Here is a 26,219-nt window from a genome sequence, read left to right as displayed (position 1 = left end):
GTGGCCTCGACGGCCGCCGGGGTGGTGTCTTGCACCTTCCTCGCCAGAACCGGCACCATGTCTGCGACCCAAGAACTCAGCCCCGACCCGATCAGCAAGCTGATGACCGCGGTGTCCCTGAAGAAGTCGGCCGTGGAGTTGCTGCCCGCCGCGCTGGAGATCCTGCGTGAGCACGGTGATCACGGCTACCTGCGCTTCGTGGCCGGCCGCGCCTGCGTCGACCTGGGCCGGCTCGACGAGGCCGTGACCCACCTCGAAGCCTGCCGCCGCCTGTCGCCGCAGCAGCACTGGGCCGCGTACGAACTGGCGCGCGCCCACGCCATGGCAGGCCAGGGTGCACTCGCGCTGCCGGCACTGCGCGATTTCCTGGCTGCCCACGAGAAGCCCCTGAACAATGCGCAGCAGGACGCCTGCGAACGCATCCTCGACCGCGAGTTCGAGCGCGGCCAGCGTGGCCTGGTCGCTGCGCAGTACCGGCGGCTGACCGAACTCGGCAGCAAGCGCTACCTCACGGTGCTGCGCGCCTTCGAAGGGGTCGTCGATACCGGTGAACTCGACGCCGCCGGGCGGCTGCTGGGTGCCTTGGGCTGGCCCGGCGACGCCTGGGGCCACCTGGCCGTGGCGCGCTACCACGCCGCGCGCAACGATGCCGACCAGGTCGAGCGCCATGCGCTGGCCGCGAGCGAGCTGCTGCCCGACAACCCCGTGGCGGCGATGGCGGTCATGGACCACCTGCGCCGAGCCAACCGGCTGGGTGCTGCCGAGCGCCTGCTGGCCACCTGGCGATCCAGGCTGGCGGCGCCGGAGATGGCCTTGCTCGAGGTCAGCGTGGCGGCCCGCTTCCCGCAACTGCGGCCCGACGTCGCGCTGGCCTGCAGCTCCGGCTTTGCCAACCGCTGGCATTTCATCGAGTTTCTCTACCAGGCCGGTGACCGCCTGCCCGACGAGCGGGCCACGCTCTACGCCGCGCTGGAGGGTCGATTCCCGAACGACCCCGACCTGCTGATGTGCCTGGCCAACCTGGAAGTCGCACGCCGCCAGTTCGGCACCGCCGCCGACTTCAGCCGCCGTGGCCTGGACTGCGCCGCCGACGAACGCCAGCGCCAAGGCTTCGGTTTCAAGCTGTTCGAGGTCGCCTGCTTCACCAGCGAGCTCGACCGCGCCGGGGAACTGCTGGCATCGCTCGATGTGGCCCAGCTGGACGCGATGCAGCAAGCTGCCGTGGCGCGCTACCACGCCGAGCTCGGGCAGTGGGAGCAGGCGCTCGACATGCTGGAGGCCCTGCTCGCCAGCCAGGATGAATTGCGCAACGATCATGCCCAGCTGATCATCCGCACCGCGCGCCGCGTGCAGGGGCAGCAGCGCATCCTCGCCGCGCTGGCGGCCCGGCCGGGCCGGCTGCCGCCGTCGATCCACTACCTGGCCTCGGCGCTCTACCAGGACTGGGTGGTCGGCGACGCGGTCGACACCCAGGCCGCGCTCGACATGGCGGCCGCCATCCGCCTGGAGCTATCGCCGCTGCTGGAGTTCAAGCTGGGCATGCTGGCTCCCATGCGGCAAGCCGCGCTCGAAGCCTGGCTGCCAGCCGGGGCGCGCCAGCGCCGTGCGGTCTTCTTCTGTGCGGACAAGGCTTATGTGCTGCCCGCGCTGGTCAGCCTCGGCTCGCTGCTGGAGCACAACCACGGCTTTCGCGACGCCAGCTTCTACCTCGTGATCGACGACGAATTGATCGAAAGCGTGCAGCCGAGCATCGACAGGCTCGCTGCACACCACGGTGTGCGCATCGTCGCGCAACCGACCTCTGCGCTGATCCCGGACAAGTCCCGCCTGGCCGCCACCTATGGCCTGTTCACCGGCGGGCACCAGCTGGCGGCCGCGGCCTACTACCGCATCTACATGGCGCGGCGGCTCGCCGAGACGGGCGAGTTCGACCAGTTGCTGTACGTCGATTCGGACACTGTCATCACCCACGGCTTCGACGGCATCCTGAAGACCCCGGCCAACCCCGGCACGCTGCTGCTGGCACGCCTCGAGGTGAACCGGCCCGAAGTCCGCCAGGCCATCGCGCAGCATGGCCTGCCCGAGGGCCGCTACTTCAACTCCGGCGTGCTGTGGTTCCCGCAGGTCAATGCCACCCTGGTGCAGCACCTGCTGAAGGCCGAACAGGCGGCGGAGGAACGCGGCAGCGAGCTGCTGTTCCAGGACCAGTGCGCGCTCAACATCGGCTTTGCCGGTGCCTTCGAGCCCTTGCCCGAACGATTCAACTACTTCGCCGGCCCGCACGACGAGCACAAGCTCGCAGCCACCCCGGTCAGCGAGGTCTGCATGCTCCACGTACTCGACCGGCCCAAGCCCTGGGACAGCGCCTACCCGCACGACTCGGAAATCCAGCGCCGCTGGCTGCATGCGGTCTCGGGCCTGTCGCGCATCGTCGGCGTCGACCCGCTCAGCCGCCTGGTCGACTACACGGTGCGCTGACGCTGCCAAGTCCTCTCGTTACCTCGCTGCCCGCCGACCCATGACCCAAGTCACCTACAAGAGCATTCCCTTCACGCTGTCGGAGCACACCCAGCAGCCCGCCTACTTCGTGCTCGGCGTGCGCAAGTCGGGCAGCTCCATCCTGAACAGCATGGTCACGGCGCTGGCGCAAAGACAGGGGCTGCCCTTCGTCGACATCCCGGGCCAGCTGTTCAAGGCCGGCATCAAGGTCGACGATTGGCAGAAGGACCCGGCCCTGTCCTGCGTGCTTGGCGGCGGCAATGTCTACGGCGGCTTCCGCAACTTTCCCGCCGGGCTGCAGAAGCACGCCTTGTTCATGGCCAGCAAGAAGGTGCTGCTGGTGCGCGACCCGCGCGATGCCTTGGTCAGCGAGTACTTTTCCAACGCCTTCTCGCACTCGTTGCCCCAGGAGGGCGACGCCCGCGATCAGATGCTCACGCTGCGCCACCAGGCGCTGCAGGCGTCGATCGAGGCCTTCGTGCTGGAGCGCGCTGCCGCCATGGGGCGCACCCTGATGGAGTACGCCGGCTCGGTGGGCGACCCGCTGCTGAAGTTGTACCGCTACGAAGACGTGATCACCCGCAAGCGCGCCCTGCTCGAGGGCATCGGCGCGCACTTCGGCTGGCGCCTGGACGCAGGCCACCTCGGCAAGGTGCTGGAGTGGGCCGACGTGCTGCCGGACGAGGAACGCCCCACCGCCTTCGTGCGCCGCGTGCTGCCGGGCGACCACCGCAACAAGCTGGCGCCCGCGGTCATCGCCCAGCTCAACGCCCGGTTGGCCGAACCCATGCGTGCATTCGGCTACCCGCCCTGACTACGAGAAGCGAGCACCACCACCATGAACACCCCCATCAAGCTGTCCCTGCAATGCGGCCGCGAGGTCGAATTCGATCTGCCCGAGGTCAACCCCGACCACCCGCACACCACCTTCGTGCTCGGCGTGCGCAAGTCCGGCTCGACGCTGCTCAACCGCCTGGTCATCGCGATCGGCAAGCACTACAACGTGCCCTTCGTCGACATCGGTGGCGGCTTCTTCTCGCGCGACCTGAAGGCCAGCCAATGGGTCGACGACCTGGCGGTTCAGGAGGTCTTCAAGCCCGGCTACATCTTCGGCGGCTTTCGCGCCAGCTACACGCACTTCCAGGCCAGCCCGGTCTTCAAGGAGAGCCGCAAGATCCTGCTGGTGCGCGACCCGCGCGATGCCCTGGTGAGCCAGTACTTCTCGACGCTGAAGACCCATTCGCTGCCCAAGCTGCAACAGGGCGAGGGCGGCGCGGCCGAGCAGATCCTGAAGCAGCGCGAAGAGGCCGCCAAGCTGACGGTGGACGACTACGTGCTGCTGAATGCCCGCTCGTTCCGCCGAACGCTCGAAGGCTACGTGCCGCTGCTGGAAGACGACAACCTGAAGCTGTTCCGCTACGAGGACGTGATCGAGGACAAGGAGCCCTGGATCCGCCGCATGCTCGACGTGATGCAACTGCCCAAGCACAAGGGCTTCATCGAAAAGCTGGTCGAGCTCAACGACATCAAGCCCGGCACCGAGAACACGGCCGAATTCATCCGCAAGGTCACGCCCGGCGACCATGTCGAGAAGCTGCGCAGCTCCACGATCGAAGCGCTGAACCTGATCTTCGAGGACGTGGGCCGCCAGTTCGGCTACCGCCTGCGTTGAGCGGCGTGCACGACGACAACGCCCTGGCCGCAGCGTGGCACGAGGTCCGGCAGGTCCTGCAGGACGAGCCACGCCATGCCGCCCTGCTTCAGCTTTGCAGCGAACCGCCCGCGCTCGACCCGCAGAGCATGGTGCCGGGCACGGTGGCCCTGGCACGCGCGCTCAGCGACGCCGGCTTGGCCGACCCGGCGCGACGGGTCTGGACGGCCCTGCGTGACCAGCACCCGGGGCTGCCGGCCGGCTGGGTCGGCCTCGCGCACCTCGCCTCCCGCCAGCAACGCTGGACCGAGGCCATGGCCTGCTGGAACGCGGCGTTGCAGCGTTTCCCCGACCGCAACCACCCCTTGTGGAAAGTCGGGCTGGGCCGCGCGATGCTGCGCCTGGGCTTGCACGACGACGCGGCGCAGTGCCTGCAGCAGGCCCTCGACCTGCACCCGGAGGAGATCGGCGCGCGCCAGATGCTGGTCAACCTGCTCGACAAGACCGGGCGCCTGGCCGAGGCCCTGCGCACGATCGACGACCGGCGCGAATCCTGCCTGGCCGTCGTCCCGCTGCAGTTCCAGTACCTGAAGCTGATGACACGACGCGGGCGCGTGGCCGAGGCCGCGGCGCTGGCCGAGCAGCTGCTGCACGCGGCGACCACGCTCGACCCCTTCCCGGGCATCGTGCGCCTGCTGCCGGAGCTGGCGGCCAGGTCGGACACGATGCGCCTGGCCCGGCTCGCTGGCGACAGACTCGCCGCCATCGACCCGGCCACGCTGCCCGCCGCCGGCCGACAGCTGCGCAACGAGCTGCGTCTGCGCGTGGCGCTGCAACAAGGTGACCACGCCGGTTTCCTGGCACTGCTGGCGCCATTGGAGGCGGCGGAGTTGCCCACGGGCTTGCACGACGCCGGCACCGACATGGCGCGCCGCCTGGCCAGACCGCTGCGCGAAGCTCTCGATGCACCCAAGGTCTTCGGCATCGGCCTGTCGAAGACCGCCACCACCAGCCTGTCCGAAGCGCTGACGCTGCTCGGCCTGCGTTCGGCGCACTACCAGAACCCGCTGAGCTTCGAGGTGCTCGATGCCGAGCAGGCCCTGTATTTCGACGCCTGCAACGACACGCCGATCAGCCACTGCTTCGAGGCGCTGTACCACAGCTTCCCGCAGGCGAAGTTCATCTACACGACCCGGCCCCTGGAAGGCTGGCTGCCTTCGCTGCGCAAGCATCATCGTCATCACTTCGGCAGCAGCGACTGGGGCGAGCTGCGCACGCTGACCGCCAGGCTGCCGCTGCCCGTCGCGGCCGTCGAAGCGGCGCTGTACTTCAATCATCCGGACGCATTGAGCGCATGGCACGCCCACGACCAACGGGTGCGCCGCTTCTTTGCCGACAAGCCCTCCGGCCGTTTCCTCGAACTCGACGTGTTCGCCGGCCAGGGCTGGCCCGAGCTCTGTGCCTTTCTCGGCGTTCCGGTTCCGGCAGCCCCCTTCCCGCACGAGAACGCCGTGCGCTGATCGAACCCCGAAAGACTTCACCGCCATGAGCCTGATCCGCAAAGCCATCTTCCCGGTCGCCGGCCTGGGCACCCGCTTCCTGCCCGCCACCAAGGCCCAGCCGAAGGAGATGCTGCCCGTCGTCGACAAGCCGCTGATCCAGTACGCGGTCGAGGAGGCCTATGCCGCCGGCATCCGGCAGATGATCTTCGTCAATGGCCGCAACAAGCGCGCCATCCCCGATCACTTCGACACCGCGTACGAGCTGGAAAGCGAGCTCGTGGCGGCCGGCAAGCACGAACTGCTGTCCCTCGTGCACTCGATCAAGCCCGACGACATGGAGTGCATCTACATCCGCCAGCCCAAGGCGCTGGGCCTGGGCCACGCGGTGCTGTGCGCGCAGTGCGTGGTCGTCGACGAGCCCTTCGCGGTGCTGTTGGCGGACGACCTGATGGTCGGCTCGCCACCGGTGCTCGAGCAGATGGTCGAGCAGTTCGCCGACTGGCATGCCTCGATCCTGGCGGTGCAGGAAGTCTCGGACCAGGACACCCAGCGCTACGGCATCGTGGCCGGCACGCCGGTCGATGCGAGGATGATGGACCTGACCCACATCGTCGAGAAGCCGAAGCCCGAGGACGCGCCCTCGCGCCTGGGCGTGGCCGGCCGCTACATCCTGACGCCGGGCGTGTTCCGCGAGATCGCCAACCAGCCGCGTGGCGTGGGCGGCGAAGTGCAGCTGACCGACGGCATCGCCTCGCTGATGCGGCGCGAGAAGGTGTTCGCCTTCCGCTACGAAGGGCGCCGCTTCGACTGCGGCAGCAAGGAAGGCTTTCTCGAGGCCAACGTCGAACTCGCGCTGGCTCACCCCCAGCTGGGCGCGAGCTTCCGCGCCTACCTGCGTGGCCTGCCGCTTTGAGCGCCCACGCCCCAGGCCTCAGGCCTCGGTGGCGACCAGCCGTCGGCAGTCGGTCAGCTGCATCAGCTCGGCGTTGCCACCGAGGGCGAAGCCGCGTTCGCGCGCCGCGTCCATGACCAGCGTCCAATCCTGCTGGAGCGTCGCAAAGTCGGGCGTCGGCCGACCTGGGAGGGCACCGCTCGGTGCCTCGATCTTGACGCCATAGCGCTGGAGCAGCTCTTGCCGGTCGCCCTTGTACATGCCGGCCACGTAGGCAACGACCTCGGCGTCGACCTGCATGGCGCCCTGGAACTCTGGCTTCAGTTTGGACAAGGCGGTGACCTCGTCGACGAAACCCGCCGCCACCGGCTTGCTGTGGAAGTTGTTGACCAGCCGCTTGATGAACAACAGGTTGCCCGCCACGCTGGGGTTGCTCTCGTAAGGCTTGCGCTTGAAACGCTGCAGATCGCCGCCCAAGCCGATCCTGGCGGCGAAATCCTGCACCACGTCGCCCTGGACCAACTGGGCCCGGTCGTACAGCCCGACCACGACACGATCGCGGCCGAAGACCCGGGCCCATTGATCGGCGATCTTGGCCAGGGGCTTGCGTGTGAAGTAGCAGAAGCTGTCGAACGCACAGGACAAATGGGTCGCCTGCACGTTCTGCTGATACCAGCTGGCGAGGTAGGCCACATGCTCGCGCACGTAGAGCACCACATGCACTTCATGCCCGGCCAGCAGCCGCGCCAGATGCTCGATGCTCTTCGGCCCGTGGGTGTGGAAGTCCTCCGACGAAATCACGACCTTGTCCGCGCCGCGGATCTCGTCCAGCAGGCTCGCGACCATCGGCGCTGCGGCGCCCAGCTCGATGCCCTTGGGCGACTTCAGCCACTTCGACAAGGGGTGGTGCGCCGCCGCATCGCGCCCGGCCTGCGGGTAGCACACGCCTTCGTCCCCCAAGGCCTGCGCGTTCATGCGCAGGAAATCCTGCAGCGACGATGTGCCGGTCTTGTTCAGACCGATGTGAAGGTAGATGACGGCCATGAATCGATTGTGCCCACCGCATTTGATGGAACTGCGACATGGACATTGACGAACTGATGCGCCGCATCCGCGAGGCCGACCCGCTGGCCCTGCCAGCGGCGGCGGCCGGCCCGTCGCTGGCCCAGCAACGGCTGGTGCAGGCCACGCTGAAGGCCCTCAGCCGCGCTGCCAGCGAATTCGAGCGCGAACGGCTGGTGGTGCCGGGCCTCGGCAGCTTTCGGCCGCGGCCAGAGCTCCCCGACCAGCCCCCCAATCAACCGGTAGCGCCGCGCCGGCTGATCTTCGTGCCGGAAGCATCGCTGCGGTCCATGCGCGCCGAGCGCCACCTCTGGGAGCAAGCCCTGAAGGCGGTGATGCGCCCCTTGATCCACCCCGAACACCGGTTCGTCGTCGTGTTCTCGGCCAAGTCCGCCTGTTCGTCGGTGGTCATCTGGTTCCTGCACACCCTCGGCCTCGCGGCCGAGGCCCGGGCGCACAACGAATGGCCTCACCTGTACCGCATCGACAAGCTCTACCAGCGACCCGACTACCTCGACGCGCGCGACCGCTTCGGCCCTGACGACGTCACCGTGCTGCGCATCGTGCGCGACCCCGTTGAGCGGGCAGCCTCGAGCTTCCGCCACGCCCTGGGCACAGGCTACGCCCGCGAGGCGATCGGGCGCGTTCTTGGCGTGGACACGGATATCCAGGGCCTTTCGTTCGAGCGCTACATCGACTTTCTCGAGACCGAGGACCTGGACAGCTGCGATCCCCACCACCGTCGCCAGAAGCACCCGTTGGAAGCCGTGCGCCGGCCCGACGTGGTCATCAACACCAGCCGCCAGAATCTGTTCGAGAGTCTGCAGGCCTTCGAGCGCAAGCTCGGCATGCCGTCGACTGATTTCGCCCAGATGCACTGGATCCACGAATTGCAGGCCTCCCGGATGCCGCGCAGCGTTCCGGCACAAGGGGATCCCTACCGCATGGTGCTGACCCGGCAGCGCGCGCAAGCAGGGCCCTGGCCGCTCGGGCTGATCACGCCCGAAGCGCGCGGCCGGCTCGAACGGCTGTACCGGGAGGACATCCAGCTCTACGGTCCGTCCGAGAGCGCGTGAGGCGTCGCGTGATGGCCAGCAAGGAAGCTTGTCGCACGCGACGACAGCGGCGTGAGCTTGGAGGGTGGCTGGCGCTGTGCGTCGGCTGGTCGATGGCGGCGGCCGAGACCCTGCCACCCAAGCCGCCGCCCAAGCCGCCACTGGGCGGCCTGCTGTACATGGGCGACATCCGCTTCAATCGCCAGGATGGCGGCATCCCGGCGCTCGGCCTGGACGAGGTGGCGGCCGCCGGGGACGTCTTCGACGGGCTGGTCGTCAACCTGACCTGGGCTCAACTGCAGCCGGATCCCGAGCGGCTGGACACGGCCGCGCTGGATGCAGCCCTGGCCAAGATCAGGCAGTTCAATGCCCAGCACCCGAACCGGCGGCTGGCGTTGCGGCTGCGGATCTGGCACGGCTCCGGGGCGCCGGAGTGGGCCAAGAAGCTGGGGGGCCCGCCGGTCGCGGTGCGTCATCGCGGCGTGCGCGTGACGGTCGGTCGGTTCTGGAGCGGCCCCTACCGGTCGGCGTGGCGCCGCTTCCAAGGCCGGCTCGGGAGCCGCTATGACGGTGAGTCGCTCATTCGTGGCGTCTCCAACACCTCGTGTTCCTCGATCACGAGCGAGCCGTTCGTCTTTCCGGCGGATCCGGAATCCCTGAAGAACCTGAAGGAGGCGGGCTTCAACGACGACGACTTCGCCAAGTGCCTGCTCGATGCGGCGCAGGACTATGCGGCCTGGCCGACCACCCGCATCGACTATGCCTTCAATCCCTATCGCACCACGGGCGGCGGCAAGGTCCGGCACGACCTCGGATTCACCTTGCGGGTGATGAAGGACTGGCGCGCCACGCTGGGTGAACGGGGCGTCTTGTCGAACGACTCGGTCCAGTTTCCACCACCGGCGTTCCTCCAGCCGATCTACGACGAGATGAAGCGCCTGGGCCCGCCGATCGAGCTGCAAACCCATTCGCCCAAGGGGCTCGCGTGGGAAGCCACCGTCAACTACGCACTGTCTCTCGGCGCGGGGGCCCTCGAACTTTGGGGCGAGACCGCGTTCGGCGGCTACGAGGACATCGCGCCGGAGACGCTCCATCGCTGGTCCGCGCAGTTCAAGAAGAACAGCGGGAAATGATCGGCCAGGCGACGCCCCGTTCCGCCTAGGGCGCCACGCGGTGCGCGTCCAGCGCCTTGCGCAAAGTCTCGGCCTCGTCCTCCAACTGCACCGCGCCCAGCGCCAGGAAAGGCTCGCTGCGAGTGCGCATCGCTTCGGGCGTGCGCTGGGTGTAGGCGTCCACGGCCTGCAAGCCGAGGGCATGCAACTGGCGATTCGCCTGCTCGGCCCGCGCCAACGACTGCACGCTCTTTTCCAGCAGCGCGGCCACCGAAGTGGTGAGCTGGCGCTGGGCCTGCAGCGCTTGCTGGCCTTGCAGCCGTTCCTCGGCCACCAGGCCTTCGGCCTTCTCGCGCCGCCCGCGCTCCGCTGCCAGGTCGGCGCGCACCCGCTCCAGTTCGGCCCGCGCCGCGGCAAGCGCCTGGGCTTGCTGCTTCTCGCGTGCCTGGTTCGCGCGCGCGTCGGCCTGCGCATGCAGCAGGCGCTGGTCCAGCGCCTCCTTCTCGGCCGCGGTGCTGGTCTGCTGCTGGCGCAGTGCGTCGCGCTCCTGCTGGACTTGCTGCAGCGCGGCCTGCGCACGACGCGCGGCCTCCTTGGCCTGGGCCACGCGCCTGTCGTTGGCGTCGGCGCCATGGGCCACGCCAGCGGCGAGGGCGAGAACGAGCGCGGCCCAATGAGTGCGGTGCTTCATGGCAGCTTCCTAGAACCGCAGGTTGGCTTCGAGCTGCAACACCTCGATCCTCAACGGCGCGCTGCTCAGGTTGCCGCTGATCGAGGTCTCGTCCCCCGGGATCGCCAGGAAGCGCACGCCGTCGTCGAGGTTGCGGGTGCTGGTGTAGCGCAGGCCCAGCGTGGCCTTGTGGTCGAAGGCGACCTGGCCCCCGAGGGAGAAGCCCTTGTAGTTGGTGCCGCCCAGGTGCCACGTCGTGTCGGTGTAGGCATCGACCCAGGCGTCGCGCTCGAAGTGGCGGAAGGCGACGAAGCTCTGCCAGTCGCCCTGCTCGACGAGCCTGGGCGAGCCGAACAACAGCTTGGCCTGGTAGCCCAGCGTCTTGTCGCGCAGGTCGGCCACGGCGCTGGTCCCGGCACGGCGCACGATGTCGTCGATGTCGAAGGCGGTGTTCTTCACCACGTCGAGCGACAGCGTCGCCTCGTACGGGCTGTAGTGCCGAGAGCTCAGGCTCAGCGTCAGGTCGACCGGCCGGAAGCGCGAGGCCAGGCCCCACACCGGCGCGGCAGTCGACAGCGGCGCGTTCAGGTTGATCAGCGTGTTGCCCTTCTGCCGGATCGCCGCCGGGTAGGCGCTGGCCTGGTAAGGCACGACGCCCGCCAGAGCACCGGTCGGCGGCAGCTCGCTCTCGCGCACGCCCTCGACGTTGCGGAACTGGTAGACGCCCAGCGCCGCACGCAGCTGCCAGGCGTTGCCGAAGGCCCAGTCGATGCCCATCTGGCCGCCGAGCAGCCACTTGTCGCGCGACGAGTTGGCGAACTCCTCGAGCGGGAAGGCGCCGGCCGTCGCGAAGCCGTACAGGCCACTGGCCAGGTCCAACTCACCGCGGCCGGCAAGCCCGTCGAGCCCCATGTCGTCAGGCCAGAGCAGGTCCGTGCCGTCGAACGGCACCGCCATGCGGCCGCCTTCGATGCGAACGTCGTGCCGCGGCTCCCAGCGCAGCCAGGCCCGGTCGATGCCGACGCCGAGCCGGTTGTTGCCATTGCCCAGCGTGGCGGATTCGGAGGTCGGGCTGCCACCAGTGCTGCCGGTGGCCAGCCGCACGCCGGCGCTCAGCGCGTCGCTGGCCTTGGCGGTGACGCCGACGCGGGCGCGCAAGGTCAGGCGGTGGCGGTCGTGCTGGGTGTTCGTCAGGTCCGGCGACCAGGCGGGCGAATCGGTCTGCGCCCGGAAGATCTCGGGCGCGATGTTGTCGTCGGGCAGCATCTCGGCCTGGGCGCGCACGCGCACGTCGCCCTCGACGCTGACCGACTTCAGCCACGAAGGCAGCCGGCGGCCGTCGGTCCAGCCCTCGTCGCGCGCGGTGGCCAGCACCTCGTTGCGCACTTCGTCCTTGATCTTCTCGCGCGTCGATTCGCTGAGGTAGGGCACGCGCACGACGGGCTTGGGCGCCCCCCAGCCGGTCACCGGCGCGTTGGCGCCGGCGCTGGCCGCGTCGCCGGCGGCACGCGCGCGGCGCAACAACTCGTCGGCCTTGGCCCGCGTCAACAGCCCCTGCTCGACCAGGGCCTCGATCAATGACAGGGTGGTCGCACGCAGTTCGTTCAGGGCGGCCGCCTCGGCGGTGGGTGGGGCGGCCGGCGTCGGCGTCTGCGCCATCGCGGGCCCGGACATGGCGGCACACAGTGCTGCCGCCATGGGGGCGAGGCGATGACGGCGAGGCGTCGGTGGTGTCATGAGGGGCTCCGGGTGAACAAGGAATCGGTCATGCGCCCGCGCGCACGGTCAGGCGAAAGCGCATCGGCTGCTGCGACAGCGCAGGCGGGTTGGGCAGGCGCAGCGCTTCGGCGCTGGCGTCGAGGGCGGTCTTCAGCGGCGGCGCAGCGGCATCGGACTCCCAGCGGGCGATGCGTCCGTCGGCGCCGATCCAGAGGGCGAAGTTCGCGCTCAACTCGCCGGCCTCGGGCGCGAGCCGCCGCTCGATCTCGCCTTGCAGCAGCTGGCGCACGGTGTTGGCGTACAGCCGTTCGGCGGCGCGGTCGGCCACGTTGGGCGCCGAGGCGCCCCCACCCACCGAGACCGGACCGCCGCGGTAGTCGTCGTTGACGCTGCCGGCGGCGAACGCGCTGGGCCCGTTGCCAGCCGCGCCCTCCATCTTCAGCGGCTCGTTGGCCGGCGCCTGCGGCTTGGGCGCCTCGTCGGGGCGCGGCTGCGGGCGGGCCTCGGGGCGCGGTGTCTCCTTCGGCGTCTCCTTCGGCGGCGGCGGTGGCGGGGGCGGCGCGTCGGGCATCAGCGCGATGCGCGCGACCTGGCGCTTGGGCGCCGGCGCATCGAAGGACAGGCGGGACAGGCCCCAGGCGACCAGCCCGGTGAACAGCAACAGCCCGGCGCCGATGCCGATCTGCCGCATCAGCTGCGGCGACACGCGGCCGCGCTCGTACTGGCGCAGCGCCCGGCGGCGCGCGATCAGGGCGGTGGTGTGGTGCATCGTGATCTCCTCATGTACCGATGCGCGAGGTGACCAGAGCCATGTCGACCGCGAGCCGGTTGCACAGGTCGATGACCTGCACCACCGGCGCATAGGCCGCGCGACCGTCGCCCTTGATCGCCACCGTCAGCCTGGGGTCCGCGGCCTTGGCCCGCGCGAGGCGCTGCTCGATCTCGTCCAGCGACAGCGCGGCCCCGTTGAGCAGCAGCGCACCGTCGGCGGCGATCTGCACGATCAGCAGCTCGTGCCGCTCGGTGCTCGGCTGGTTCGACGGTTTCGGCAGCGTGATCGACAGGCCTTGCACCGAGGCGGTCGTCATCAGGATGAAGACCACCAGCAGCACGTAGGCCAGGTCCAGCATCGGCGTGACGTTGATGGTGTCGTAGGGCTTGGTGTCGTTCTGGACGTGCATCGCCTACTCCTGTGCCACGCGCTGGGTCACGAGGCCGATCTCGGTCAGGTCCAGCCGCTTGGCGACCTCGAGCACCTCGGTGACCTTCTGGTACTGCGTGGCCGCATCGGCCTTCAGCACCACCGGCAGTGCCGGGTTCGCGGCCTTGTAGCTCGCCAGGCGCTGCTCGAGCTCGGCCAGCGACACCGGGTAGGCATCGAGGTAGACCGCGCCGTCGCGGGTGATCGTGATGGCGCGGGTCTGCGGCCTGGCGAGCTGGTTGGCCGCCTGGGTGCGCGGCGAATTCACCTTGACGCCCTGCACCGACGCAGTCGTCAGGATGATGAAGGTCACCAGCAGCACGTAGGCCAGGTCCAGCATCGGCGTGATGTTGATGTCGTCGTAGGGCTCGTTGTCCCCTCGGATATCGGCTGCCATCAGCGCAACCCCATGGCATCGGCGCGCTGCGCGGGCACCGCGCCGCGCGTTTCAAGTGGCGTGCGCGGATCCGGCTTGGCCGGTCCGCTGCGCACCCCCCCTCGGGGGGCCGAGCCCGGACGTGAACAGTCCAGTGGACTGTTCATGCCTGGCGAGGGGCCGGGCCACTGGCCCGGCGCGGCCTGCAAGGCGCCGACCGGAAGGGAGCGTGGGGGCCTCATGTCTTGCCGTGGAGTTCGGCCGCTCGGGTCACGAACTCGTCGACGAAGATCTGCATGTCGGCCGAGATCGTCTTGATGCGCGAGGCCAGCCAGTTGTAGCCAAACAGCGCAGGGATCGCGACGCCCAGGCCCGCCACGGTGGCGAGCAGCGCGGCGGCGATGCCGGGTGCGATGGCGTTGACGTTCACGTCGCCGGCGGCGGCGATCGCCGCGAAGGTGATCATCACGCCGACCACCGTGCCCAGCAGGCCGAGGAAGGGGCCGCCCGAGATCGCGATCGTCAGCAGCACCATGCGGGCATTCAGCACGTGGTTCTCCCGCACTTGCACGGCATCCAGCGTCGCCTTGATCGCGTCGAGCGATGCGCCCGACAGGGTCTGCACGCCCTGCGCACGCCGCTTGGCGATCTCGGCCTCGCCGATCGCATAGAGCCGGTACAGCGTCGAGTGGGTGAACGACTCCGTGTCTTGGGCCAGCCCCGAGCCGGACAAGTCAGCCCGGAAGCGGTCGAGGAATCGGTCGTTGGCACGGCCCACCTGCGAGACCAGCCGCGCCTTGCCGACCATCACCGCCACGGCGACCACGAACATCAGCAACAGGATGACGATGACCACCCAGGCGTCGGTCGTGAGGTTCTTCAGCAGGATGCCGAAGTAGCCGCCACCCCCGCTGCCTTCGCCCGCCGCCCCGCCCTCGCCTTCCTTCTGGCTCTTGATGAAGGCGGCATCCAGGCCCTGCGACGCGGCGGCGAGCTTGACCCAGGCCGCGTCGCGCGCGGCCGGCAGGATCTGCAGCTCGTCGACCAGGCCCTTGTAGCCCTGGCCGATCACCAGCGCCGGCGTGGCCGCCGGCAGCAAGGCATCGGCCTCGGCCACCGGCTGCCCGTTGATGTACAGCCGCGCCTTGCCGGTGCCGACCGTCAGCGCCACGTGCGACCAGGCCGAGCCCGGCAGCGCGGCGCCGCCGAGCTTCTCGTCGCCGATGCGCGCTTCGACCTGGTCGAGCGTCCGCTTGAGCGTCACCGGGCCCAGCGTGACCAGCGTCGAGGTTTCTGCCGGCGCGTCGGGTCTCAACCAGAGCGCGACCGTGAGGCCACCGCCCGGCGCCAGCGCGAGCCTCGGATTCGGCGCAAAGGCCAGCGGCGTGCCGGCCAGGCGCAAGGCGCCGCCCAGCAGGCCATTCGCCTCGCGCGCGGCAGGCCCGCTGCTGGGCGGGCCGCCGGCCGCGTCCTGCGCCGGGCCCTCGGCCTCGCTGAAGTGCAGCACGGTCGCATGGTCGGCAGCAAACACAGGGGCCCTGGCCTCGACTGGCGCCTTCTCGTTGCCCGCGTAGACATGCAGCACGTTCTTGTCGCTGCCTTGCGCCACGGCCGGCACCCGCACCCACAGCAGCGCCAGCTCGTTGATCGCATCGAAGCGCTCGATCTCGAAGGGCAGCGCGGTCTTGTCGTCGGCACCGAGCACGCGCAGGTCGGCCCCGTCCGGCGCGACGGCACCGAAGTCGAAGTTGCCCGAATGCAGCCGCACCGGCACCACCACGTCGGTGACCGAGCCGGGCAGCGCGAGGCCCTTGTCGCTGGTGTCCAGCACGACGCGGGTGCGGGTGGTCCAGGCCTCGTTCCACCAGGCCTGGGCGGGGGTGGCGAAAGCGGTGCTGGCAAGCAGGGTGATGAGCAGTCGGCGAAGCATGTCGTTCTCGTTGATGGGCGTGGAGTCGGCCGGTCAGCCCTGGCCGAAGCCGAGGAACTCGAGCAGCAGTTGGCGGCGGGCGCGGCGCTTGCGGCGACGCTCCTCCTCGTCGTCGTCGCCGGGGCGGGTGGCGTTGCTGGCGGCGTCGGCGGCCTGGGCCAGCGCGGCGGTCGCGCCGACGGTGGGCGCGGCCGGCGGCGCACCGGCCACCGAGCCGCCGACGATGTCGTCGGCACCGCGCACCACATCGGCCCCCAGCGTCACAGTGCCAAGCGCGCGGATGCCGGCCTCGCCGGCGTCGATCGCGCCGGCCGGCGCATACAGGTCGAGCGCGCTGTCGGCATCCAGCACCGCGATGCCGCTGCCGCTGAACGAGCCGCTGGTGTCGACGACGATGCGGCCGTTCGCATCGAGCCGGTAGACCGGCGCGGGCGCGCCGACCACCGTCTTCGCGCCGCGGCCGGCATCCACGTCGCCGGTCGACGACCACAGCAGGATGTCGCCCTCGGCCAGCGTGAAGATGCGCGACTGGTTGACCAGGATGTCGCCAAGGGCGACGCCGGCGATGTCGCCGCCGGCCACGGTGACGATGCCCAGCTCGCTCGGCTTCTTCGTGCTGCTGCCGGTCTCGCCGGCGTTCACCGCGCCACTCGGCGCGAGCAGCGTGATGCCCGAACCCTGGAGCGTGCGCGCCTGGGTCGTCGGCAGGCGGATCTCGCCCGCCGGGCGGCCCGCCGCGACGGCCTCGTCGACCGGGAACAGCGCGTTGATCGCCGCGTAGCCGCGGTCGTAGGCGGCCTCCTTGTCCTCGGCCAGGCGCGCGGCCACCGCGGCGCGGCCGTTGCTGCGCAGCTCATCGACCAGCACCGCGTTCAGGCGCAGCAGCTGCCGCTCGACCGGCAATTGCTCGAAGGCGGCGAGCGCGGCGTCCAGCGTGAGCCGCTCGCCGGTCTGGGCCTGCATGAAGCCGAGCAGGGCCTGCGCGGCCTGCGGTGCGTCGGCGCGTGCCACGGCTGCGATGAAGGGCAAGCGCGTGGCCGCGTCCTCGTGGCCCAGCGCCTCGGCGAGCAGCGCGCCCGGGGCCGCCGCCCGCTTGACGGCCGACAGCGATTCGAAGGCCTGCAGCGCCTGCGCGGCGCTGTCACGCTCGTGGCCGACCAGGCCGCGCACGTAGCCGACGATCCCGGCGTCGTAGGCGACATCGCCGAGCAGCGTCCTCACCCTGGCCAGCTGGCCATCGGTGCCGAGCGCGGCGAAGGTCTTCGCCTCGGCGCTGCCGAGCGGCGGCGCGCTGCCACCGCCCGCGCTGTCGGGTGCGTCGAGCAACGCGTAGATGTCCGCCGCCCGGGCCGCGAGCGCCGAGCTGCCGAGCACCGCATAGCCGCGCTGGGCCGCCGTGGCGTAGTCGGCCCCGTCGGCGCGCAGCCCGGCGACCAGCGTCAGCTGGGCGCTGCCCTCGGGCAGCCGGGCCGCGTTGTCGATGTTGCCCACCGATTGCACGCCGGCGCCGCGGCCGAGGTCGACGTCGCGCCCAGCCAGCAGCACCAGGTCGCCCGGGCCGGCGGCGCGCACGCCGGCGGTGCCGAGCGTGATGTCGCCACCGGCGCGCAACAGGCTCAGTTCGCTGATCGCCTCGCCATCGCGCCCGGCGTCCTGCCGCGCCGGTTGGTGCTGCAGCTCGAGGCCGGAGTTCACGTTGGTGCCGCTGAGCACGATGTCGCCGGACGCCAGCACCCGCAGCGGCCGCGCCGAGCGGATGGTGTTGCCGATCTCGACATCGCCCGCCGCGGCCACCAGGCGCACGGGCGTGCGGTCGCTGCGGTCCAGCCCGCTCCCATCGCCGCGAGACAGGTCGTTGTACGACAGGGCCAGCCACGAACTGCCCGGCAAGCCGGCGCCACTCAGGCTGAGCGGGTCGGCACCACTTTCATCGTGGTAGGCCACGCCCTGGCTCCAGCTCGCATTGACCTGCAGGTCGGTGTGAAGGCGCAGGTCCGCACCGGCCAGCAGGTCGAGCTGCGTCGCCCCCGCCTCGGCCTGCTGGATCACCGTCGCGCCGGACTGCACGCCGCCGACGGTCAGCGCCCCGCTGGGCGCGGCCATGAGCACCCGCGAAGGCAGCAGGTTGAAGCTCATGCCGTTCGGGTTGTCGGCCGACGCGGGCTCGCCGTCGGCGCGATAGGCAAGGTCGCCGCCGGCCGCACGAACCGTCAGCGATGCGCCCTCGTCCAGCCCGCTGACCCAACGGCCGTTCAGCGCATGACTGCTGCCGACGGCGCCCAGCGTCAGGTCGCGCCGTGCCTGGACCTGCACCTCGCTGGCTTCGTGCGCCAGCACGAGGCCGGGCGTGGGGTTGAACAGCGCCGTCAACGCCGGCTTCTCCGCCCAGGCCACATCGCGCCCGGCGCTGACGGCCAGCACCGGGCCGCCGGCCTGGACGACCCCGCCGACCACGTCACGGCCGGCCGCGACGCGCACGCTGCCACCACCATAGCGGTGCGCCTCGCCATCGGCGTCGATCAGGCCGCCGGACGGCGCGGCTGCCGTCAGGTCGACCACGTCGACCCCGGCGCGCACATCGATGCGGCCGCCGCCGAACGCGCCGACGCCGTGCTGCAGGCCGGCGCCGAATTCGTCGGGCCTGGCGTCCCAGAAGACCTGCTGGCCCGCCTTCTCGATGCGCAGCCAGGCATCCGGGTGCGCACCCAGCAGGCCGAGGCCGCCGTAGTACCAGCCATCGTCGCTGGTCACCGACCGCGAACGCACCGACCCGCCAGCCTGGATGCGCATGTCGCCGCCGTCCACGCGGAAGGCGTCCTGGCGGAAGAGCAGGTCCCGCACCGCCTGGGCCGCGGCATCGTCGCCCGCGATGCCGGCGCTGTACACGCGCGCACGGCCGACGGTGAGGTTCACGTCGCCGGCGGCGGCCAGCGTGACATCGCCGGTGGTCGTTCGCACCCGCACGTCCTGAGGCTGGCGCGCTTCGCGGCCGATCACCAGGTCCGCGCTGGTGTCTTGCCGTGTCGCGCTCGCCGACGCGGCTGCGAGGTCGGCCCCGGCGACGAAATGCAGCGCGCCGCCGGCGCGGCTGTTGCCGCTCCAGTGGAAGCCGGCATCGATCGACGAGCGCACGGCGAGGTCACCGGCGGCGCGCAAGGTGATCGTGCTGTCGCCCACCGCCGAGACATCGCCCGCATGCAGCGCCACCTCCGCGCGCTCGGACGGTGTCGTCCAGGTGCCCGCCAGCATCGAGACCTCGAGGTCGGCGTCGCTGCGGATCTCGGCCGCCGCGTGGATGCGCAGGGCGTCGCGCAGCCCCTCGTTGCCGCTGGCCAGGCGGTCGGCCAGCAGGGCTGCCTTGCCCCCTTCGGTGCCGACGAAAGCCAGGCCGTCGCGGGCCAAGGTGCCAGCGAGCAAGGTGCCGGGTGCGGGCGCCGCGTAGTCGGTGACCAGGCCGATGCCGTCGTAGACCTTGACCGCCTCCACGTCGATGCGGCCGGCGCCGCGGATCTCGGCGCCCAGTGCGGCGATGTCCACGCCGGCGCCACCGGGGGCCGCGTCGCTGATGCCCTGGCGCTCGGCGCGCAGCGTGAGGCGGCCCTGATCGCCGGCCACGCCGCCCGACACGTCGATCGTCGCCCCGGCACGCAGGGCCAGCGTGCCATGAGCCGCCGACAGCTCGACCCGGCCACCGTCGCCATCCGCCGAGTCGGCCGATGCGAGCAAGGCGGCGCCGGGCGCCACGGTCAGCGCCGTGCCGGCGGCCAGCGCGACGCGGCCACCTTCAGCCCCGCGCGCGTCGAGCGTGCCCTGTACGCCCAGCGCGCCGCTGTCGGCCGCCAGGTCGATCTCGCGCGCGGCGAGCTCGGTCAAGGGCCCGAGCGTCAAGTCCCCACTGCGCTGGCGCAGCCGGATCGCCCCCGAGAAGCTGGCCGGGTCGGCCTCGCCGATGTGCCGCGCCAGCGCGGCCAGGTCGACCGGCGCGCCGCTGTCGATCGACAGCTCGGCGCCTTGCGTGTTGCCGCTGGTGCCGCGCAGTTCGGCCTGGACCTGAACGGCCCCCTGCGGCGCGGCCAGCGTGATGCGGCCGCCCGCGCCGCCGCTCGGCCCGTTGCCGGCGCCCGACACGTTGACCACGCCGCCCTGCAGCGCCACGTCGCCGGTGCGGGTGAGCATCGTCACCTGGCCGCCGCCCAGGTCCACCGAGGCCTCGCCGACGGCGACGCTGCGGCCCGACACGTCCAGCCGGCTGTCGGCGCCGAGTTCCACCCCGGCCTCGGCCTCCAAGGACACCGAGCCCGAGGGCAGCACGATGCGGCCGAGCTGCGCGATGCGCTCGGCCTCGATGTCGAGCGAGGCGCCGAGCGCCGAGGGCGGCGCCACGGTACCGGCCAGCGCCTCGATGCGCAACGCGCCACCGGCCTTCAGCGTGCCGTCGGCACCGGCCGCCTCGGCGACGATGCCGCGCGAGCGCAGCACCACGGCGCCGTCGGTGGCCAGCGCCGCGCCCGGCCCGGCGAGCGCGATGGCGTTGTCGGCCAGCAGCGTCAGCGACGCGGCGTCCTGCACCACCACGCGGCCTGGGGCCAGGCGGATGTCGCCGCGACCACCCGCCGCCTGGCTGGCGTGCAGCGTCAGCTGCCCTTCGCCGGCCAGGGCCGGTGCCCCGGCGAGGCCGCTGCTGTTGGCCAGCGTGATCTCGCCGGCCGTGATGCGCGCGCCGGTCTGCGTGGCTTCGGTCGTGCGCAGTGTCGGCGTGTCCAGCACCAGGTGGTCCAGCGTCGGTGCGCCGACGACGTCCTCGCCCAGCACGGCACCATCCTTGAGGTTGACGAAACGGTAGGCATGCAGCGTCAGCCGGTCCGTCTCGCTGACCTGCTCGAGCAGCGCCGGCGTCAACGAGAGCACACCCGGACCGCCGGCCGGGCCGCCGACCGTGATGACCGGCGAGCCCAGGGTCAGCTCACCGGCGCCGAGCGAGGCCGTCCGGGCGATCTTGGTGTCGCGGGTCGCGTCGATCACCAGGCTGCCACCGGTGGTGTCCAGGCGCACGTCATCGCCCAGCGACAGCGTGCCCGCCTGCATCGCGGCGCCCTGCCGCGTCAGCCCGGCGCCGGGCGCGGCCGCCAGCCGCAGCGCGGCGCCGTCGCCCTGGAGCACGAAGGTGGTCGGCGCCGCGGCGTTGCCGGCCGCGCCCGCCACGGCGTTGATCACCGAGCCGGCCTCGACCTGCAGTTCGCGCTGGGCCGCGACGACGAGGTCCTCGACCTGCAGCGCCTGGCCGCCGGTCGCGATGCGCACGCTGGCTGCACCGACCTCCAGCGCCGTGCCCAGTTCGCCGCTGTCACCGCTGCGCGCGCCGAGCACCAGGGTCTGCGCACCCAGCCCGTTCAGCGTGGCCACCGAGAGCTGCAGCGCGCCGTCGGCGCCGTCCGCAAGCTCCCCGCCGGGCGCGCCGACGACGATCTCCTCGGCAGCGAATTCGGCCCGGCCGCCGCGGCCGGCCGAGCGGCCGCTGCCCGGCGCCGCACCGGCCATCTCGATGCGGCCGTCCAGGCGCGCGCTCGTCGTCGCCAGCGACAGCGTGCCCGCGTCCATCGGCCGCTCGCCGGGCGCCTGGCCCTGCTGCGTGGCGCTCTCGGTGAACGCCGCGTTGGCGAAGGTCTCGCGGATCTCCGCACGCTGCCGCGCCACCGCGCTGCTGCTGATGCGCCAGGTGCTGGTCTGCGCATCGGCGTTCGCCGTGCCGGCGGTCGCCAGCCGCGCGCCGACCCAGGCGGAGCCGTCGGCTTGGGCGACGGCCGCGCCCAGCGCCAGCGGCGTCGCGCCCGCGACCGGCTCGACCAGGAAGGCGCCGGGCTGCAGCGCATAGCGCGCCGGCAGCAGCGTGTAGGTGCCGGCCGGCACCGGGCCGCCCTCGCCGATCTGGATCTGCCGGCCCAGGGCGGCCGCGCCGTTGATCGTCGCGTCGAACAGCGCCGCTGCCTGCACGCCGGGGACCAGCGCGTAGGCGCCGTTGCCGCCGGCGAACACGTCGGTCGAGCCGCCGCGGCCGGGCACGAATTCGTAGGCGACCAGGTCGCCGCCGCCGCGCAGGTCCAGCGTCGCGCCCTGCTGCTGGGCCACGACGGGCGACTCGATGTCGATGCGCTTGCCCGGGGCGGCAGCCATGGCCTGCTGGTCCGGCGCGGTCCAGGTGCCCGATGCGCTGCTGCCGTAGGGCAGGCGCAGGCCGTCGGCCGACACCGAGGTCTCGCTGCCCTCGCCGAGCGTGACCGACTCGCTGCCTTTCAGCACGATCCGGCCCTGCGGCGCGCGCACGACGCCACCCTGCGTGATGGTGGCCGCCTCGATGCTCAGGGTGCCGCCGGCCGACAGCGGCGCGGCCCCGGCCGCCGCGCCGTCTGCGTGGCCGGCGATCGTCACGTCGCGGCCCACGGCGCTGATGCGGAATTCGGTCGCCGTGCCGGGGTAGACCTGGCGCGCGGACAGGCGCAGGTCGCCGGCACTCGTCAGGCTGCCCTGGAGCCGGTTGGCGCCGGTGCCATGCAGCATCAGGTCGCCTTCGGCGGCCAGCGTGAGCCGGTCCAGGCCCTGGGTGACCCAGTCGCCCGAGACCAGCAGCCCGTCACGCGAATGCAGGGTGATGCTGGCATCGCCGGCGCGCGCGGCCGGCACCGGCGCGGCCGCCCCGGCGTCCAGCGGCGCCAGGCCCTGCAGCCAGATCTGGCCGGCATCGAGCTGCGTCGCCTGGCCGGGCTGCGCCGCGATGGCACGCGACGACAGCGTGAGCGTGCCGGCAAGATCGAGGTCGACGCCCTCGAGGAAGCGCAGCGCATCGCGCGCCCCCAGGCTCAGGTCCGCGGCGCCCGAGGCGACGATCGTCTGCGCCGAGATCGATGCGATGCCGGTGAGCCCGTCGACGCCGGCGGTGTCGCCCAGCGCGAGGCCCGCGGTCTTCAGCGTCGGCCCGGCTGCGATGCGCAGCTCCCGGCGTTCGTTCTCGGGTGCGCCGGGCTGGCTGCTGGCCTCGGCCGTCAGCGTGACGCCCAGGCTGCCGCCGCTGCCGCCCGTGCCGCCCGCATGCAGGTCGATCGCCGCTTCGCTGACCAGCGCGCGGTTGGCCTCGATGGCCAGCGTGCCGCCATCGCTGTCGACCCGCTCGCGCACCCAGCGCACACCGCCTGCCGTGAGTTCGCTGCGATCGAGCACCGCACTGGCGCCGTGCGCGACCAGCTCGGCCCCCTGCTGCATCACCAGGACCGGCTCGGTGCCGGCCGCGCCCTTGGCCGACAGCGTGATGCGCCCGCCGTCGAGCACCTGGCCCTGGCGCAGGCCGTTGGTCGTCGGGGCCCGCAGCGTGATCCCGGATACGTCGATGCGGCCATGCTCGCCAAGCCACAGGGCGGTGGCGGCCGGCTGGCCCGCGTCGGTGATCTGCCTGGCGTTGATCGACAGCGCGACCAGGCCGCCGGCGGTGTGCAGCGTGCCGTCCATCCACAGCTGGTTCTGGGCCGACAGCGCCAGCGACGAGCGGGCCGGGGCCTCGACCACGACGCCCTGCTCCACCACGAGCCGGCCATCGCTCGGGTCGGTGCCCGAGGAGCGCAGCGCCAGGCTCATCGCCGCGGGCGCGACACCGGGCGCCGGCCCGCTGCTGGCGAGCGACAGCCAATCGCTGCCGCTGGCGGCCAGCGCGGCCGCGCGCGGGTCGAGCTGCCACTCGTCGCGATGCAGCGCGATGCGCGTGTCGGCCGCCACGTCGAGTTGCTGGCGGCCATCCAGCGTGAAGCTGCCGAAGCCGCCCTGCGTCAGCAGCGCCGGGTCGATGCGCATCGCATCGGGCGCGGCCTCGCCGGCGCCGACGTGGATCGCGCGCGCGCTCAGGCTGAAAGCGCCGCCCGCGGCCAGCGACTGGCCTTGCAGCGTGCCGCCGAGCACGATCCCGGGGGCCTCGCCGGCCTCGGTGCCGGTCTGCGCCAGCTGCACGCTGCCGGCGGCGCCGCCACTCACCCGGCCCGATGCATCGACGAGCGCGCCGCCGGAGACGTCGACCAGGCTGCCGCTGCCCAGCTGCACGCCGAGGCCGCCGCTGGCGCTGAAGCGGCCGCCGCTGACGGTGTCGGTGCGCGTCGGGCCGTCCTGCAGCACGTTGACGAAGCGACCCGCCAGCTCGACACGAGCGCCGTCGACCAGCGTCGCATTGCCGCGCCTGGCATTCAGCTCGACGCTGCCGCCGGCGCTGCGCGTGCTGCCGCCCAGCACCACGTCGCCCTCGGCGGAAAGCAGGCGCAGCGACGCCTGGTCGCCCAGTGCCAACGATGCGTCGGTGGTTTGGCGCAGGGCCAGCACATTGCCGTCGGCCGCGATGGCGATCGCGCCGAAGCCCGCCCCGGTCAGCGTGGCGAGCGACATGCCCGAGACGGGCGGCAGCTCGGCCGCCATCGGCTCGCCCCACCAGCCGGCGTCGTCCGGCGGGCCCTGCAGCGTGAGCTGGAAGTTGCGCAGCACCGCGCCGCCGGCGTAGGTGGCGCTGTCGAAATCCTGCGCGCCCTGGCGCACGGCCCCGACACTCAGTCGCCCGCGCGACGCCTCGGCGTCGTCGCCCTGCTGCTGCCGGGTGCCCGACACCGTCCCGGCCGCCAGCGCGCCCTGCAGCACCACGGTGGGCGCGACGATCGCGACGCCGCCCGCGGCCCGGCCCTCGACATAGCCCTCTTCATGCCGGGTCGGCGTCAGGTTGCCGTAGTTGACCTTGACACCCCAGCGGTCGAAGCCCGCGGCACTGCCCTTCTGCAGGTTCAGCGCGGCACCGTAGGCCTGGTCGGTCGGCGCCTCGTTGAGGTTGTAGACCCGGCCGTCGGCGCCGATCAGGCGCGTCTCGCGCACCTCGGCCGCGGTGTAGTTGACCTGCCCACCCGACACGTCGATGCGCGAATTCGCGTGGGTCAGCACGCCGCTGCCGGCGGTCAGCCGCACCTGGCCACCGGCCGAGAGGCGCTCGCCGATCGTCTGCTGCAGGCCATCGCGGTAGCCGTCGAGGCTGCCGAGGATGGCCGAGTCCTCGCGTACGTCGACGGTGACCTTGCTGCGGTACAGCAGCCCGTCACGCTGCAGCGGCGCGTCCTTCAGGTCGTTGCTGCCGAGCAGCCCGGTCGTCACGAAAAAGCGCGCCACGCTCTCGGTGGTGTCGGTCGTGCCCGACACGTCGATCACCGCGCCGTCGCCCATCACGATGCGCTCGCCATCGCCGGCCGCGGCCTCGAAGCTGCGGCCATCATGGGCCTGGAAGTTGGGCGTCGCCTCGGCCCGCACGTCCACGGTCGCGCCCGGGGCGGTCACCTGCGCGCCGGTGTCGAGCAACACGCTGGCCCCCGCGAGGTCGATGCGCGGGTTGACGAAGGTCGCATTGCCGTCGCTGGTCTGCGGTTTGCCGCCGTTCTGGCCGGCGCCGTCGTCCAGCCCGATGGTCGTCTGGCTGTTCGCGCCGAGCACCAGCGCGCCGGCCTGGGTGGCGCGCACGCCCTCGTTGAGGGCCCGGGCATCGCCCTGCGCGCGCAGGATGATCGAGCCGTTCTCGGTCACGCTGCTGGTGGCGCTGACGCGGCCCATCTGGTTGACCGCCATCGCGACGATGGTCGCATTGCCGCGTGGCGCGGCGATCGAGCCGCTGGCCTCGTTGACGGCGCTGCCGTGCGCGCCTTCGGGTGCGTCCGACGGCCCCGCGCCCACCTCGACCAGCAGCCCGCGCAGGGACGGCACCTCGGGGTTGGCCTCCGAGGCGTAGAGCAGGTTGTCCGCCGGGGGCTGCAGGTAGACCTTGCCGCCGGCGGCGAGCATGGTCTGGCCGCCGGGCGTGCTGATGCTGCCGGCGTTCTCGACCCGCTTGGCGAACAGGAACACCCGGCCGCCGTTGGCGGTGGTGATGCTCGCGCCCTCGTCGACGCGGACGAAGTTCCGGCTGTCGACGAAGTTCCCGGCCGCGCCGTCGTAGGCGAAGGCGGGCGTCGTCTTGTCGAACAGCAGGCTGTTGGTCAGGCCGGAGAGGAATTCACCGTCCGACACGTTCAAGGCCGAGGCGATCAGGCTGCCGGTGTTCACCTGCGCGCCGCGGCCGAAGAGGATGCCGTTGGCGTTGATCAGGTAGATCTCGCCGCCGTTGGTGGCTTTCAACTTGCCGAAGATCTGCGAGGGCGCGGTGCTGCCCAGCACGCGGTTCAAGGCGCTCGAGTTCTTCAACGCCATGTCGAAGGTGACGCTGCTGTTCGAGCCGATGTCGAAGCTCTGCCACTGGTAGATGGCGCGCTGGCTGTCCTGGCGGATGGCCTGGTCGATGCCACCCTGTGCGTTGGGCGTGTTGACCGGCGCGGCGCTGCCGTTGCCGTAGATGCGCCAGCTCGCCGACGGGATGGGCACCGCGCTCGGCGCCGGCGGGCGCGCGGCCGCGGCCCACAGCGGCCAGCAGGCGGCGAGTGCGGCGGCCAGCGGCGTCAAGCGAACGGGCAGTGCAAGGCGTGCGGACAGGTGACGAGGGGCCATGGTGGTATCTC

At 71.7% G+C, this 26,219-nt stretch carries 15 protein-coding genes; 7 read left to right on the top strand and 8 right to left on the bottom strand.

All coding sequences use genetic code 11. The features are described from left to right. The first annotated feature begins 57 nt into the window (after positions 1-57). The 5 genes from VJ693_RS18980 to galU are packed head-to-tail and all read left to right on the top strand — an operon-like array spanning position 58 to position 6,565. Entirely contained in the window at positions 58-2,478 is a 2,421-nt protein-coding gene (locus VJ693_RS18980) for a glycosyltransferase (RefSeq protein ID WP_324156726.1), read from the top strand. A 40-nt stretch (positions 2,479-2,518) separates the two neighbouring features. Beyond that, positions 2,519-3,313 (top strand): hypothetical protein, encoded by a 795-nt coding sequence (locus VJ693_RS18975; protein ID WP_324156724.1) that lies wholly within the window; start codon positions 2,519-2,521, stop codon positions 3,311-3,313. A gap of 24 nt (positions 3,314-3,337) precedes the next feature. After that, the gene (locus VJ693_RS18970) at positions 3,338-4,171 is read left to right on the top strand and encodes a sulfotransferase domain-containing protein (protein WP_324156722.1); all 834 of its coding nucleotides are present in this window, start codon (positions 3,338-3,340) and stop codon (positions 4,169-4,171) included. A gap of 5 nt (positions 4,172-4,176) precedes the next feature. Continuing rightward, a complete protein-coding gene (locus VJ693_RS18965; protein ID WP_324156720.1) occupies positions 4,177-5,670 on the top strand; it encodes a sulfotransferase in 1,494 nt (497 codons plus the stop codon). Positions 5,671-5,695: 25 nt separating this feature from the next. Then, positions 5,696-6,565 carry a UTP--glucose-1-phosphate uridylyltransferase GalU gene (gene galU / locus VJ693_RS18960; RefSeq protein WP_324156718.1) on the top strand — a complete coding sequence of 290 codons (870 nt, stop codon included), beginning with the start codon at positions 5,696-5,698 and terminating at the stop codon, positions 6,563-6,565. Between the two features lie 18 nt (positions 6,566-6,583). Here the strand turns inward: galU and VJ693_RS18955 are convergent, their stop codons facing one another. Further along, positions 6,584-7,588 (bottom strand): hypothetical protein, encoded by a 1,005-nt coding sequence (locus VJ693_RS18955; protein WP_324156716.1) that lies wholly within the window; start codon positions 7,586-7,588, stop codon positions 6,584-6,586. A 56-nt stretch (positions 7,589-7,644) separates the two neighbouring features. Between VJ693_RS18955 and VJ693_RS18950 the strand changes: the two genes are divergently transcribed. Both VJ693_RS18950 and VJ693_RS18945 read left to right on the top strand, forming a co-directional pair. Next, positions 7,645-8,682 (top strand): sulfotransferase family 2 domain-containing protein, encoded by a 1,038-nt coding sequence (locus tag VJ693_RS18950; protein ID WP_324156714.1) that lies wholly within the window; start codon positions 7,645-7,647, stop codon positions 8,680-8,682. Between the two features lie 11 nt (positions 8,683-8,693). Further along, on the top strand, positions 8,694-9,794 hold the full coding sequence (locus VJ693_RS18945) for a hypothetical protein (RefSeq protein ID WP_324156712.1): 1,101 nt from the start codon (positions 8,694-8,696) through the stop codon (positions 9,792-9,794). Between the two features lie 25 nt (positions 9,795-9,819). Here the strand turns inward: VJ693_RS18945 and VJ693_RS18940 are convergent, their stop codons facing one another. The 7 genes from VJ693_RS18940 to VJ693_RS18910 form a co-directional block, all read right to left on the bottom strand. Further along, on the bottom strand, positions 9,820-10,464 hold the full coding sequence (locus VJ693_RS18940) for a hypothetical protein (RefSeq protein ID WP_324156710.1): 645 nt from the start codon (positions 10,462-10,464) through the stop codon (positions 9,820-9,822). A 9-nt stretch (positions 10,465-10,473) separates the two neighbouring features. Further along, positions 10,474-12,141: a putative porin gene (locus VJ693_RS18935; protein ID WP_324156708.1), complete on the bottom strand. Its 1,668-nt coding sequence runs from the start codon at positions 12,139-12,141 to the stop codon at positions 10,474-10,476. 67 nt (positions 12,142-12,208) lie between these two features. Continuing rightward, positions 12,209-12,931 (bottom strand): hypothetical protein, encoded by a 723-nt coding sequence (locus VJ693_RS18930; RefSeq protein WP_324156706.1) that lies wholly within the window; start codon positions 12,929-12,931, stop codon positions 12,209-12,211. 10 nt (positions 12,932-12,941) lie between these two features. Continuing rightward, positions 12,942-13,343, bottom strand: coding sequence for a biopolymer transporter ExbD (locus tag VJ693_RS18925; RefSeq protein WP_324156704.1), 402 nt, complete (start codon positions 13,341-13,343; stop codon positions 12,942-12,944). Positions 13,344-13,346: 3 nt separating this feature from the next. Beyond that, positions 13,347-13,760: a biopolymer transporter ExbD gene (locus tag VJ693_RS18920; RefSeq protein WP_324156702.1), complete on the bottom strand. Its 414-nt coding sequence runs from the start codon at positions 13,758-13,760 to the stop codon at positions 13,347-13,349. Positions 13,761-13,977: 217 nt separating this feature from the next. Next, entirely contained in the window at positions 13,978-15,669 is a 1,692-nt protein-coding gene (locus VJ693_RS18915) for a DUF2341 domain-containing protein (RefSeq protein ID WP_324156700.1), read from the bottom strand. 33 nt (positions 15,670-15,702) lie between these two features. After that, positions 15,703-26,208, bottom strand: a complete 10,506-nt coding sequence (locus VJ693_RS18910) for a filamentous haemagglutinin family protein (RefSeq protein ID WP_324156698.1) — start codon at positions 26,206-26,208, stop codon at positions 15,703-15,705. Positions 26,209-26,219: the final 11 nt, after the last annotated feature.

This window comes from Ideonella sp. (assembly GCF_035254525.1).
In the GTDB taxonomy this organism is placed as follows: domain Bacteria; phylum Pseudomonadota; class Gammaproteobacteria; order Burkholderiales; family Burkholderiaceae_C; genus Ideonella.
Note: the sequence above shows the minus strand (reverse complement) of the source record. Positions and strands in the feature narration are given on the sequence as shown.

Coding starts and splice junctions, on each gene's coding strand:
- VJ693_RS18980 (WP_324156726.1), top strand. CDS start 58: ATGTCTGCGACCCAAGAACTCAGCCCCGACCCGATCAGCAAGCTGATG.
- VJ693_RS18975 (WP_324156724.1), top strand. CDS start 2,519: ATGACCCAAGTCACCTACAAGAGCATTCCCTTCACGCTGTCGGAGCAC.
- VJ693_RS18970 (WP_324156722.1), top strand. CDS start 3,338: ATGAACACCCCCATCAAGCTGTCCCTGCAATGCGGCCGCGAGGTCGAA.
- galU (WP_324156718.1), top strand. CDS start 5,696: ATGAGCCTGATCCGCAAAGCCATCTTCCCGGTCGCCGGCCTGGGCACC.
- VJ693_RS18955 (WP_324156716.1), bottom strand. CDS start 7,588: ATGGCCGTCATCTACCTTCACATCGGTCTGAACAAGACCGGCACATCG.
- VJ693_RS18950 (WP_324156714.1), top strand. CDS start 7,645: ATGCGCCGCATCCGCGAGGCCGACCCGCTGGCCCTGCCAGCGGCGGCG.
- VJ693_RS18945 (WP_324156712.1), top strand. CDS start 8,694: ATGGCCAGCAAGGAAGCTTGTCGCACGCGACGACAGCGGCGTGAGCTT.
- VJ693_RS18940 (WP_324156710.1), bottom strand. CDS start 10,464: ATGAAGCACCGCACTCATTGGGCCGCGCTCGTTCTCGCCCTCGCCGCT.
- VJ693_RS18935 (WP_324156708.1), bottom strand. CDS start 12,141: ATGGCGGCAGCACTGTGTGCCGCCATGTCCGGGCCCGCGATGGCGCAG.
- VJ693_RS18930 (WP_324156706.1), bottom strand. CDS start 12,931: ATGCACCACACCACCGCCCTGATCGCGCGCCGCCGGGCGCTGCGCCAG.
- VJ693_RS18925 (WP_324156704.1), bottom strand. CDS start 13,343: ATGCACGTCCAGAACGACACCAAGCCCTACGACACCATCAACGTCACG.
- VJ693_RS18920 (WP_324156702.1), bottom strand. CDS start 13,760: ATGGCAGCCGATATCCGAGGGGACAACGAGCCCTACGACGACATCAAC.
- VJ693_RS18915 (WP_324156700.1), bottom strand. CDS start 15,669: ATGCTTCGCCGACTGCTCATCACCCTGCTTGCCAGCACCGCTTTCGCC.
- VJ693_RS18910 (WP_324156698.1), bottom strand. CDS start 26,208: ATGGCCCCTCGTCACCTGTCCGCACGCCTTGCACTGCCCGTTCGCTTG.